Here is a 12045-nt window from a genome sequence, read left to right as displayed (position 1 = left end):
AAAGCGCCGTAGGGATTTTACTCTCAGTTAATTGTATAAATCGATAAAAATGAGTATAGTCCTTTCATGCTTGAATTTTTAGCGCTTTGCGCAGTCGGCGCCGAGCCGATCCTTTCAAATGAATTAAAACTGTTAGACTTTAAACCGGTTAACCGATTGCCGGGGCGTGTTTTTTTTACATCTACACTGAAGGAGCCGGAAGTTGTAAGCATCATGCGTGCAAACTTTTATCTCCGCACTGCGGACAGGCTCTATCTCGTTCTAAAAGAATTTGCCGCTGATAACTTCGATACGTTGTATGACACCGTTGCCGCGGTGGATTGGCAGCGTTTTTTTTCCAAAGATTCCAAGATAACGGTAGACAAGGTGAGAACCTTTAAGAGTAAACTCGCCTCCGAACATGCAGTGCAGCGAGCTGTTCATAAGGCGGTATGTACCGCGCTCTGTTCTGCATGGAAGATGGATGTATTACCGGAAACGGGAAGGGAGTGCAGCATACGCATATATATAGAACATAACCGCGTGTACCTGCTGCTTGACCTTTCGGGAGAACCGCTGCACCGACGGGGATACCGATTAAGCGGAGGCGCCGCGCCGATGAGGGAAACGCTGGCGGCTGTTCTGTTGCAGTGTATGCAATGGAAACGGAAGCTGCCGCTGCACGACGCTTTTTGCGGGTCGGGTACCATCCCGATTGAAGCGGTGTGGTATGCCTATAATATTCCGCCCGGAATCGGCCGCAGCTTTGCCTTTGAAACCTTTGCCTGCTATTCGTCTAAAAAAGACCGGCAGCTTATTGAAGAAGAACGCCGGCGCGGTACGCTCAATATCCGCACGGATTGCTTGGTACGGGTGAGCGGTTCCGACAACGATCCGGAGGCGGTGCGGCTTGCGCAAGCCAATGCAGAGCGTGCCTGTATGCTTGCAGGTAAAGCGCTGCAGCGGATTGGAAAAGATAACCGTATCCCGCGCCCCGAATTTATCCAAGCTGATTTTAGCGAACTTGCCGCGCCGTATCCCGAAGGAGTGCTTCTTTCCAATCCGCCTTACGGAGACCGCCTCGGCGATGAACAGGAAGCAACCGCGCTCTACGAAAAAATGACGTCCATTCCGCACGAGTTTGACAACTGGCGCTTAGGTTTTATTACTGACAAACCGGCTTTTGCAGATATATTCCTGCGTACAGGTATTACGCTCAAAAAGCGTCCGTTAAAAAGCGGTAACCTCGACACCTGCCTGTATTATTACGGAGTGTAGAAGATCTTTATATGACGGCTTTTTTTTCTACCATACATACCGTTTTTACCGGCATCGTGCTGCAGGCTGTGCCATTCATGCTGGTGGGGGCGCTTTTATCCTCAGCGCTGTACGCTTTTGTTCCCGACCGGATTCTTATCAAGGTTTTTCCTAAAAGACACGGACTTGGCTTTTTAACAGCGCTCTTTGCCGGAGCTCTGTTCCCCGTTTGCGAATGCGCTGCCGTTCCGCTGATGCGCAGCCTGATTAAAAAAGGCATTGCAATGCCCATCGCGGTTACCTTTATGCTTGCTTCCCCCATCGTCAACCCTATTTCGATTGTCTCGACGCTGTACGCTTTCCCACAACAGCCGTCCGTAGCAGTCTATCGGCTATGCTTCGGCTTGCTAGTTGCAGGTACGATTGGGCTTCTACTGTTGTTTTACCCCGAAGAAAAATACTTAAAGGAAGATTTTGATATGGAACAGGCAGCTCAACCACACACCCTTGCCGGCGTAGACACAGCGTTTCGGCTTGCGACAGGCAGAACGGCTCCTCAAAACGTACACAATGAGCTTCAATCGGACAACTCCGGCAAACCCACTGCAGAAAGCAGGATGCAATGGCTGCAATCCAAAACATACACGCTGCTGATGCACACCTGTTCGGAATTTTTTACCACAGGCCCCTTTTTAATTCTCGGTGCGTTTATCACCGCCATGATACGTGCAGCAGTCCCGCAGGAATTGTTCAGCATAACAAGCAGCAGCGCGATAGGTTCGCTTCTGCTAATGATGCTTTTCGCCTTTGTATTTTCCGCCTGCTCCACCTCCGATGCCTTTATCGCCCGCAGTTTTTTAGATAGATTCTCCTTAGGTTCAATCCTCGGCTTTTTAGTATACGGCCCGATGATGGATATAAAAAACCTGTTTATGCTGTTTTCTTTGTTTAAAAAACGGTTTGTCATAGAGCTTACGCTGATTATCACGGTAATCAATGTTATCGGTATTTCAGTATTAGCTCGGCTATTTTTATGATTGATTCGTGCGGGTTTCATACCCCGGCGCTCTGCGTCGGGGTTGTTGATTTTCCTTGATATCATATTTTTTATAAAAATTTTCATTTTTTGCCCCGAATTTCAAGCCATTTTGCGGCGCGTGCTTTATAAGACAGGCAGCATCAACCGCAAGGAGGTTTCTATGCAACAACAAGAATGGGCAAAGTCCACAACACGTATCAAACACCGTGCTGTATTGTTGATCTGGCTTGCAGCAATAGGCATAGCAGGGTGTCAACAACCGACAAAGCCGCTGCTGAAAGAAACAAAACAAGAAAAGCCTACAAACCCTTCTTCACCCAAACAGGATAAGCCTAACAACCAGCAGGGAGAAATTACCTATAAAGGGCTTGAGCTTCCCGAAAGCCTTGCACGTTCACCGCAGCGATTGCGTGAGCTGATTTTCCAAGGACAGCAAATTAGAGAAACGGAACCGCAACTCAATGCTCACGGGCAGGTAGTCAAATACATCGAAAAAGAAGTAGAACACGATCTTTCGGCAGCTTTTGATAACACGCTCTTGCTCGATCCTTCCCAGAACTCCATTTATCCCGGGTCAGTCTTGCGCGGTGATAATCTTGACAAAGATAGTTATCAAGAAATTACCGAAGGCAATAAACGGAAAGCGATAATATCTTTCGATTTGCAAGGTGTAAAAGATAAAGGTGGAAAATCGGGAATTACTTCAGGCGAAATTTTTCCGGATTTGGCATCATATAGAGATCTGCGCAATCGAATCCTCAGTCAAAGTATTACTTACCATGCCTCGGCCAATTTAAGCTATGAAGAGATGGAAATTACCAATGAGAAAAGCCTTGAAGCACAGCTTAAAATAGGAGTAGGTTTTGGTGCAGCAGGGATTAAAAGCAAAATTGCAGCAGGTTTTAAATTCAAGGATGGAGAACAGAAGGAGCGGCGTCTTATCAAATTCGTCGAAACATTTTACACCGTCGATGTGAATCAAGAAGCGGCACCGCTTATGGTCAATATACCGCGCGACAAGGTTGGAAACACAATGCCGGTGTATGTATCGTCGGTTTCTTACGGACGCATCGCCTACCTTACCATCGAATCCGATCAAAAGAAGTCTGAGCTCAAGGCAAATCTTGACGCGGTATTTAAAGTTACAACAACAAACCATGCCGAAGCCGATATTGATTTGGCAATCAAAAAGCTGGAAAAGGGAACAACCATTACAATCAATATTATCGGAGGCGGCAGCGAGGCAGTAACCGATCTGAAGCAGTTCCAAAAGTATATTGTAAAAGAAGGTTTTTCCTCAAAGAATCCGGGGCAGATTATTAAGTATCAATTACGGTTCTTAGATGACAATGCGACTGCGTATATCAAATATAGCGAAAAATACAAGACCGTCGAACGTACGGAAATTCCTGCAAAAGGATACAAGGTAACCGCAACGGTGGAAAAGATAAAATACACCGGACATAACACTATAGATGTTACCGGTACTATCGGTATGCAGCCGCTTGATAAAGATAAGCTGCGGAAAACGATCTTTAACTACGACAATAATACGAAACCAAAATTAACATTTACATATATGAAGGATGCACAACCTCAAGCGCAGACGGACACTATTATTGTACCGAACGAATCTTCTGTTGTTCAGCTTGCCTTCGATATAAAAGGAGACATCAGTGGCGTGGAGAATATTTTTGTAAGCGATAAACAAGGGAACAATCCACTGCAGAAGAGCCGTGCAGTCAGCGAGTTTAAAGCAAGCCCATTGCAATCTTTTACACTCTACCGGAAGGGAAACCCGACAGATACGTTATTATTCGATATCCGGTTTAAAGTTGAAAAAGAGCCGTAAGTCGTGCCGTCGTTGAACAGCGCACGTCCGTGTACGCTGTTCAACGACGAGTTTGCAGGACAAACTCGCTTCTGCATGGAACCAGCGGCATCCGTGCCGCTGGTGAACAGTGTACATCAGGGCTAATACCAGTCGCCACAGATAAGCCGATGAGCGGCGGAGCCGGGGAGCGGTATCGGGGGCAACGCATCGCGCGTAAACCATGCGGCCTCCGATAACTCTTCTTTTTGTACGGTAATATCTCCCGAAACATATTCGGCGCGGAAGGCAAGCATCAGCTGATTAGGATACGGCCAGCCTTGGCTTCCACGGTACCGGATGTTCTTAACCGTTAAGCCGACTTCTTCACGTACTTCACGGATAACGGCTTCCTCTGCCGTTTCACCGGCTTCGATAAAGCCCGCAATGCACGTATAAAGGTCGGAGATGTGCTGTACATGCCGTGCTAAAAGGATATGTTCCCCCTTACTGATGAGCACAATAATGCACGGCGCAAGCACAGGATAAAATATTCTGCTGCATTGCGGGCATTCCAATGCTGTTTCGGTTACGCTTAAATACAGCCGACTGCCGCATGAAGCACAATACTTAGTATGCTGCAGCCAATCAAGCAAAAGAGCTGCACGGGCAACAATCGAGGCATACTCGACAGGTTCCGTTATAAATAAATTCCGGTACGGTATCCGTTTAAAGCCTTCCGGTTCCGCTGCATCAGGCGATAAGGCCGCTGCAAAGGTACGGTATATCCTTTCACCGTAAAGGCTGATAATATCTTCATTACGATATGTTTTAAGAGCTTGGGAAACTTCGCTACCGATCGGCAGCTGTCCGCTTTCTAAAATAAAAATATCTTTCTTTTGTATTAACACACCGAATTCAAAATCAGTCCCATTGGGGCAATCTATAAGCGCCATATTCCCAGTTATCCTTTTATCAGTTTAAATGAACTCAACAATGGGACCTCTAAAAACTTGAGTTTTTTGCAGATGCCCAGTCCATGATTTCGGCAATTCCGACGCAGAGAATATACGCATTCTTTTTTGATGATGAGCGGGTGTTCAGGCATGAAGTGCGAACTTCATTGATCGGTTTCATAACCCCCATTATAGCAGAAAATTAAAAATGATGATACTTCTTTGATAGGACTAATTTTAAACTCGTCGGGCATCTCTAAAAATCTAACCGACTTTTTAGAGATGCTCCATAGTATAAGCAAGGAAAGCACAATGTTGATAATTACACATACCTCATCTGAAAGGTTTTAAGCGGCGTTCCTGCCATCTTTTCGGTTAAGAAAAAGAGGAACCGCTTGAGTTCCCCATAAGCGGCGGGGCTGAGTGGTAAATGCCGCGAATATCCGGGAGGCATTTCCGTCACTGCATACAGATACCCGAAAGCCTCTGCAGAAAGCGGAAACGTATGAGCATCGAACCGGCGACAGGAGCTGCAAAAGCACTCATCCTCTGCGGGGCTATATACAGCGCAGCACGTTTCCGCCGGGCAGGACGCGGCGTTTGCCGCAATTTCAGCGTCGGCTGCAATCTCGGCGCTGCCGGTTACAACCCCGGCGCTATGTGCAATCTCGACGCCGCACGTGCCGCCGCTTCCCCACCCCGCAGCATTGGTTACACTCCTGCCGCCGCTCCCCGCACCGATGCTTACAATCTCCGCGCTGCCGGTTATAACGCCGGCGCTAGATGCAATTTCGGTGCCGCACGTACCGCAGTGGAATATATCGGGAGCAACGCCTGCCGTCTGTAGCAGCCGCCATAAAAAGCGCAAGAGTCCCCGCTCGCATCCTGCATCGTCGGAAACGCACAGCCCGTCCAAAAAAGCGTTCACCAGCTGCCAGTTCACCGTGCCGCAGGTTTTTATCGTGATTTCGCTGCACACGGCGGCGCACCAACTGCGGGCTAAACTTTCGCGCAGCTCCATCCGGTAGGCGCTCACTGAAAAATCGGTAATTTTGTTTGAATTTTTTATCGGGTTTGAATAGAGCCAGACTTGCCCGCTCTGATAGGTAGAAACCATCCCCCGCAGTTTACTCCGTGCGCCGCCGAAAAGGGTCGCCGGTACAATCGTGCACCCATGTTCCTGCGGCACAAGAAGCGACACGTTCCGATGGTCGCTGCTAAAAGAAGAAACCGACAGCACAAGCGCCTCGGTATTCCAATAACGGTTACTCATACTGCCGGTCTTATGGTCGGAACGTGTAAGTGCGTCACGAACAAGTACGACCCATATAAGAACAACTTGCGCAGTGCGCGCGTAGCGGTACGCTGCATTGCGGTACAATCCACTGTGTTGCTGCGGTTAAAATTCCGCAGATTTCGGAGTCCGCGGATACGGAATAACATCGCGGATATTCGCCATACCGGTAACATAGAGGAGCAGCCGGTCAAATCCGAGCCCGAATCCCGAATGCGGTACGGTTCCGTAGCGGCGCAAATCCAAATACCACCAATAGTTTTTGACATCAAGGCCGAGATCGGTCATACGGGTTTCCAGCGCAGCAAGGTTGTCTTCCCGTTCGGAACCGCCAATAATCTCTCCCAGTCCCGGCACCAGCACATCCATCGCCCGCACCGTTTTGCCGTCCTCATTTTGCTTCATATAGAAGGCTTTTATTTCCTTGGGATAATCCGTTACGATAACGGGGCCTTTAAATACCTGCTCGGTTAAATATTTTTCGTGTTCGCTTTGAAGATCGCAACCCCAGAACGGTTTAAACTCAAACTCGGAAGCGTGTTTTTCAAGTTCCTTCACCGCATCGGTATAGGTGATGCGGGTAAACTTGGACTGCACCACGTGTTCCAGCGTTTCGATAAGCCCCGGTTTAATCTGCGCATTAAAAAACTCAAGGTCGGCTCTGCAATGAGTTAACGCCCATTTAAGGAGATAGACAACAAATTTCTCCGCTAAATCCATGTTGTCCTCAAGCCGGAAAAACGACATCTCCGGTTCTATCATCCAAAATTCGGAGAGGTGCCGTGTTGTGTTTGAGTTTTCCGCACGGAAGGTCGGCCCGAAGGTATAGACCCGTGAAAGAGCGGTTGCATACGTTTCTATCTCAAGCTGACCGGAAACGGTCAGATATGCCTCACGTTCAAAGAAGTCTTGTTTGTAATCAACCGCGAAGGTGGCAGGATCAACTTTATCTTTTAAGGCCTTGCGGATAATCTCCTGCATATTGAGCGTGGTTACCTGAAACATCTCACCGGCGCCTTCGCAATCGGAGGCGGTAATCAGCGGCGTATGCACGTACTGGAACCCGTGCTCTTGAAAGAAGTTATGCACGGCAAAAGCCATTTGGTTTCGCACACGGGCAACCGCTCCGAATGTATTGGTACGAGCGCGTAAGTGAGCTATGTCGCGTAAAAACTCAAACGTATGCCGTTTTTTTTGCAGCGGATAGGTTTCGCCGGAAGCCTCGCCGTACACAAAAATCGTTTTTGCGGCGACCTCTACGGCCTGTCCCGATGCGGGAGATTCGATCAATGCACCGACCGCTTTAATCGAGGCGCCGGTCGTAATCCTGCTTAATTCTTTTTCGGTTTGCGCATCGATCCCCTTATCGCGGTCAAAGGTGAGCTGAATCGACGCAAAGCATGAACCGTCGTTTACCTGAATAAAAATGAGGTTCTTTGTCTCGCGTTTGGTACGCACCCATCCGTAGACGGCAACCTCCTGCCCGTCCGGTTTTTGCGTGAGTATGTCTTTAATCAATGTAATCATTTTAAAATCTTATCCCTATTCGCTGTCGTATTCGATCAGTGTTTTAATCGGTAAATCACCGATAATTTTATCGTAGTGCAAAAACGGCAATCCGATAACGCCGCAAAAACCGACCACCTCGGCGCCGCCCTGATTCAGCATTTTCCGCGCCGCATTCAGCGTGCCGCCGGTTGCAATCAAGTCGTCGAGCAGCAATATTCGCTGACCTTTTTGTATATCGGAGGTGTGCACTTCGATCGTTGCTTGCCCGTATTCGAGGTCATAAGAACAGGAATAGGTTTCACCCGGCAGCTTTCCCTTCTTTCTGATGAGAATCAGCGGAATACCGAGCCTATCCGCAAAGGGAGCCGCAAAAATAAAACCGCGCGATTCGATAGCTGCAACCGCATCGATTTTTTCATCCTTATAAAAGCCCGTAAGCTTATCCAAGCAATAGTGAAACGCTTCAGGATTTATCAGAAGCCCCGTAATATCATAAAACAAAATTCCCTTCTTAGGAAAATCCGGAATCTTGCGGACGGCACTATCTATCAATGTATCTTTCATACTAACATTTTAACTTTACGGGGTATAATAGTCAAGGTAAAGCAATTGCAGCGCAGCGCCCTAGAGACGCCTCTTCGCTATTCTTTTCTAAACGCTTGTTTTTTGATACTATCGTTGAATGATGATACGGAATTTAAACGATATTGCAGGGCTTTCGGTAACGATTATGGGACTCGGATTAAACGGCGGAGGGCTTGCTTCGGCTCGTTTTTTTGCGGAACACGGCGCAAAAGAGGTTATCGTAACCGATATGAAAACCGAAGAGGAGCTTGCTCCCTCGGTTGCGGAGTTGCGGCGCTATCCCAATGTACGTTTTGCGCTCGGCGGTCACAATATTGAAGATTTCCGTACGGCGGATATGGTGATTAAAAACCCCGGCGTAAAATCGGAAGGAAATCCGTATCTTGCAGCTGCGCGCTGTATCGAAACCGATATTTCAATTTTTTTACAGCTGAGTTCCGCGCCGGTGCTTGCCGTAACCGGCAGTAAAGGAAAATCCTCAACCGTCAGTGCGCTGTATTATGGGCTGCAGCAATGCGGCATACGGGTATTCCTCGGCGGCAACATCACGGTGAGTCCGCTCACCTTCTTAACCGAAACACGAGCCGACACACCGGTTGTGCTGGAGCTTTCCAGTTGGCAGCTCAGCGACCTTGCGCAAAGCCCGCAGTTAAAACCGAAAATAGCGATTATTACCCATATTATGCCCGATCATCAAAACTGGTACGGCTCGATGGAACGCTATGTAGCCGACAAAAAAATCATCTACCGCAATCAGGATAACACCGATTACACAATCTGCAATTACGATGACGGCTGGGGAAAGACCTTTGCGCAAGAAACAGCTGGGCAAGTCTTTTGGTACAGCGCACATCCGCTGCCGCCGCATCTACTCGGCGCATGGATAGCCCCCGACGGCTCTGCTCGGATACGGCTGGCGCCGGACGAAGACCGCCTGCTGCTCCCTTCACGGATTACCGTTCCCGGCGCAGCGCTCAAACAAAATGTTATGGCTGCCTCGCTTGCTCTTGCGTTATACGGCGCCGATCTGCAACAGATCCCGTTCGTTATGCAAAACTATGGCGGTATTCCCCATCGGCTTGAATTTTTTTACGAAACGGAACAATTCAAATTCTATAACGATTCCGCAGCAACAATTCCCGAAGCGGCAGCGGCAGCAGTGAACGCTTTTGAAAAGCCGGTTATCCTCATCACCGGCGGAACCGATAAAAAGCTTGACTTTACCACTCTTGCGCCGGAGCTTAAAAAGGCAAAAGCATTGTTTTTACTTGCCGGCACAGGAACCGATAAATTGACACCGCTACTGCAAGCTCAGCACACCCCGTACTTTGGCCCCTTTCAAGACCTTTCTACCTTGCTTGAAGTAATCCGCCGAGACTATGAACCGACACTGCAAAACACGACTGCTGCAGAACAAGCAATCGTCGTATTTTCCCCCGGCGCTACGAGCTTCGGCATGTTTAAAAACGAGTTCGACCGCGGTCTTCGCTTTAAAGAAACAGTGCGGAAATGCTGGCCAAAAATCTGATGCATTTTCCTGTTCATTGATGTCGACGAAGCAAGCAATACCCTTGACGGCATGGTCAAAGATTTAAGCAAGCGCTATCTTGGACACATCAACTGTGCGCGTTTTACCCCGAACAAAGAGCGGATTGAAGATATTAAGCGTCTCGCTTCCGAATTTAAAGCGGACGGCGTTATCGGCGTCAATCTGAAGTTCAGCAACCTATACGGACACGGAAGGATACCTTGTGGAACGTACGATGAAGAAGCCGGTATACCGTGTCTCTGCATCGAAACCGATTTAATAAAGAGCAGCGGTTCCTTTTATTACGACGCCGGTTTTTCCATTCAGCGTGATAATATCGCCTGTTTTTAATACGGTTGTTGCATCAGCTGCGCCTACGATAGTCGGTTTCGATAGGTTCATCCCCATCAAGGCGGCGTGTCCGCTCAAATTCCCGTTTTCGGTAACGACGGCGCCTGCCCGTTCGATAAAAGAATTCATCAAATCGTTGGTTGCTTGGGTTACGATAATGTCTCCGTCCGCAAAGTCGGTCAGCAAGTCTTGCTCGGTACGGATAACTTTTACACGGCCGGTTACCACCGATTCAACGCCGGTGCCTTTGCCTTTCAGCAGTATCTTCCCGACGGTTTCAACCTTTAACAGGTTTGTCGAACCGACAAGTCCGATCGGGACGCCTGCGGTCAGTACGGCAAGTTCCCCTTCGTGCACATACCCTTTTTCTTTTGCGACGTTAATGCACTGTTCAAACATTTCGTCCGTCGATTTAAAAGAGGTCGTTACAATCGGGTATACGCCCCAGTTAAGCGATAACCGCCGAGCCGTTGCTTCAAAGGGAGTTACGGCAACAATCGGTACCTTCGGTTTGTATTTTGAAAGTGCTCGCGGCGTTTCGCCTGAAGAAGTTGCGGTAACGATAACCTGCGCATTCATTTCCAGCGCCATAGAACAGGTTGCGTGCGCGATGGCATTCGTGATGGTCAAAGAATGCTCCCGCGCGACCGCCCCCAAAATCTTGTCGTAATTTAACGAATTTTCGGTTGTAACGGCGATACGGTGCATCATCTTAACGGTTTCTACCGGATATTTTCCCGCCGCCGTTTCGCCGGAAAGCATGATTGCGCTTGTTCCGTCAAAGATAGCGTTTGCAACATCGGTAACCTCCGCCCGAGTCGGACGCGGATTATGCGTCATCGATTCGAGCATCTGGGTTGCCGTGATTGCCGGTTTGCTTGCCCGCAGTGTTTTGCGGATAATCATCTTTTGCACGAGCGGAATTTCTTCCGGCGGAATTTCGATACCCAAATCCCCGCGAGCAACCATAATGCCATCGGAAACTTCAATAATCTTATCGATGGCATCGACACCCTCTTGGTTTTCGATTTTCGCAATGATATGGATATTGTTCCCGTTCTCTTCTTCCAAAACTTTGCGGATACTTAAAATATCCGCCGGGCCGCGGGTAAACGAAGCCGCCACAAAATCGACTTCGTTTTGAGCGCCGAATTTTAAATCGGAAACATCCTGCTCGCTTAGGAAGGGAAGATTGATTTTTGCTCCGGGAATATTGATGCCTTTATGATTCGATACGGGGCCGTCGCTTTGGACGGTACAGATAATATCGGTACCGTTATCGATCCGCTCAACCCGCAGTTCGATTAAGCCGTCATCGATGAGGATGCGATTCTGAGGCTGTACTTCCTGCGCAAGGTTCTTATAGGTTACGCTGCATATCTTTTCATCGCCGACAACATCGCGCGTGGTGAGCGTAAACTCCTGCCCTTTAGTCAGCTGTACGGAATTAACACCGAAGTTTTTCAGCCGTATTTCCGGCCCTTTGGTGTCCAGCATAATCGCAATCGGCAAGTTGAGTTCTTGTCTAATCTTTTTGATACGGTCGATACGGATCTGGTGCTCTTCATGCGTACCGTGCGAAAAATTAAGGCGGCAGACATTGAGCCCTGCCTTAAATAATTCGCGCAGTATTTCTTCCGAGTCGGAAGCGGGACCGATAGTACAGACAATCTTTGTCTTTTTCATATCTTCTCCTATCGAATTAAAGCGAATATTTACGATTTCCACGCACGAATG

Annotated in this window: 11 protein-coding genes; 5 read left to right on the top strand and 6 right to left on the bottom strand. The window is 48.4% G+C overall.

Annotation, left to right across the window (positions count from 1 at the left end; genetic code table 11):
- The first annotated feature begins 66 nt into the window (after positions 1-66).
- The 3 genes from ABK01_RS10680 to ABK01_RS10670 all read left to right on the top strand — a co-directional run bounded on the left by ABK01_RS10680 (position 67) and on the right by ABK01_RS10670 (position 4127).
- Positions 67-1257, top strand: a complete 1191-nt coding sequence (locus ABK01_RS10680; protein WP_253675625.1) for a THUMP domain-containing class I SAM-dependent RNA methyltransferase — start codon at positions 67-69, stop codon at positions 1255-1257.
- Positions 1258-1268: 11 nt separating this feature from the next.
- Positions 1269-2273: a permease gene (locus ABK01_RS10675; protein WP_253675624.1), complete on the top strand. Its 1005-nt coding sequence runs from the start codon at positions 1269-1271 to the stop codon at positions 2271-2273.
- 162 nt (positions 2274-2435) lie between these two features.
- Entirely contained in the window at positions 2436-4127 is a 1692-nt protein-coding gene (locus ABK01_RS10670; RefSeq protein WP_253675623.1) for a thiol-activated cytolysin family protein, read from the top strand.
- A gap of 122 nt (positions 4128-4249) precedes the next feature.
- Here the strand turns inward: ABK01_RS10670 and nudC are convergent, their stop codons facing one another.
- From nudC to ABK01_RS10650, 5 genes are all read right to left on the bottom strand, one after another.
- A complete protein-coding gene (gene nudC, locus ABK01_RS10665) occupies positions 4250-5041 on the bottom strand; it encodes an NAD(+) diphosphatase (RefSeq protein WP_212565417.1) in 792 nt (263 codons plus the stop codon).
- Positions 5042-5090: 49 nt separating this feature from the next.
- Positions 5091-5222, bottom strand: coding sequence for a hypothetical protein (locus tag ABK01_RS11715; protein WP_256481848.1), 132 nt, complete (start codon positions 5220-5222; stop codon positions 5091-5093).
- Positions 5223-5363: 141 nt separating this feature from the next.
- Positions 5364-6314: a DNA repair protein RecO gene (locus tag ABK01_RS10660; protein WP_253675622.1), complete on the bottom strand. Its 951-nt coding sequence runs from the start codon at positions 6312-6314 to the stop codon at positions 5364-5366.
- 126 nt (positions 6315-6440) lie between these two features.
- Entirely contained in the window at positions 6441-7862 is a 1422-nt protein-coding gene (asnS, locus tag ABK01_RS10655; protein WP_253675621.1) for an asparagine--tRNA ligase, read from the bottom strand.
- A gap of 15 nt (positions 7863-7877) precedes the next feature.
- The gene (locus ABK01_RS10650; RefSeq protein ID WP_016523116.1) at positions 7878-8408 is read right to left on the bottom strand and encodes an adenine phosphoribosyltransferase; all 531 of its coding nucleotides are present in this window, start codon (positions 8406-8408) and stop codon (positions 7878-7880) included.
- 118 nt (positions 8409-8526) lie between these two features.
- Here ABK01_RS10650 and murD point away from each other — a divergent pair, with 118 nt between their 5' ends.
- Both murD and ABK01_RS10640 read left to right on the top strand, forming a co-directional pair.
- Positions 8527-9957, top strand: a complete 1431-nt coding sequence (gene murD / locus ABK01_RS10645; protein WP_253675620.1) for a UDP-N-acetylmuramoyl-L-alanine--D-glutamate ligase — start codon at positions 8527-8529, stop codon at positions 9955-9957.
- Positions 9958-10008: 51 nt separating this feature from the next.
- Positions 10009-10308 (top strand): 2-hydroxyacyl-CoA dehydratase, encoded by a 300-nt coding sequence (locus ABK01_RS10640; RefSeq protein ID WP_253675619.1) that lies wholly within the window; start codon positions 10009-10011, stop codon positions 10306-10308.
- On the opposite strand, the gene pyk is transcribed toward ABK01_RS10640, so the two are convergent.
- On the bottom strand, positions 10234-11994 hold the full coding sequence (gene pyk / locus ABK01_RS10635) for a pyruvate kinase (protein ID WP_253675618.1): 1761 nt from the start codon (positions 11992-11994) through the stop codon (positions 10234-10236). The genes ABK01_RS10640 and pyk overlap by 75 nt on opposite strands.
- Positions 11995-12045 lie beyond the last annotated feature (51 nt).

This window comes from Treponema sp. OMZ 305 (assembly GCF_024181325.1).
Classification (GTDB): Bacteria; Spirochaetota; Spirochaetia; order Treponematales; family Treponemataceae; genus Treponema.
The sequence above is the reverse complement of the archived record's forward strand: the minus strand, read 5'-3'. Positions and strand labels throughout refer to the sequence as shown.

Excerpts from the sequence above, each read along its gene's own strand:
- ABK01_RS10680 (WP_253675625.1), top strand. The coding sequence starts at position 67 with ATGCTTGAATTTTTAGCGCTTTGCGCAGTCGGCGCCGAGCCGATCCTT.
- ABK01_RS10675 (WP_253675624.1), top strand. The coding sequence starts at position 1,269 with ATGACGGCTTTTTTTTCTACCATACATACCGTTTTTACCGGCATCGTG.
- ABK01_RS10670 (WP_253675623.1), top strand. The coding sequence starts at position 2,436 with ATGCAACAACAAGAATGGGCAAAGTCCACAACACGTATCAAACACCGT.
- nudC (WP_212565417.1), bottom strand. The coding sequence starts at position 5,041 with ATGGCGCTTATAGATTGCCCCAATGGGACTGATTTTGAATTCGGTGTG.
- ABK01_RS11715 (WP_256481848.1), bottom strand. The coding sequence starts at position 5,222 with ATGAAACCGATCAATGAAGTTCGCACTTCATGCCTGAACACCCGCTCA.
- ABK01_RS10660 (WP_253675622.1), bottom strand. The coding sequence starts at position 6,314 with ATGAGTAACCGTTATTGGAATACCGAGGCGCTTGTGCTGTCGGTTTCT.
- asnS (WP_253675621.1), bottom strand. The coding sequence starts at position 7,862 with ATGATTACATTGATTAAAGACATACTCACGCAAAAACCGGACGGGCAG.
- ABK01_RS10650 (WP_016523116.1), bottom strand. The coding sequence starts at position 8,408 with ATGAAAGATACATTGATAGATAGTGCCGTCCGCAAGATTCCGGATTTT.
- murD (WP_253675620.1), top strand. The coding sequence starts at position 8,527 with ATGATGATACGGAATTTAAACGATATTGCAGGGCTTTCGGTAACGATT.
- ABK01_RS10640 (WP_253675619.1), top strand. The coding sequence starts at position 10,009 with ATGGTCAAAGATTTAAGCAAGCGCTATCTTGGACACATCAACTGTGCG.
- pyk (WP_253675618.1), bottom strand. The coding sequence starts at position 11,994 with ATGAAAAAGACAAAGATTGTCTGTACTATCGGTCCCGCTTCCGACTCG.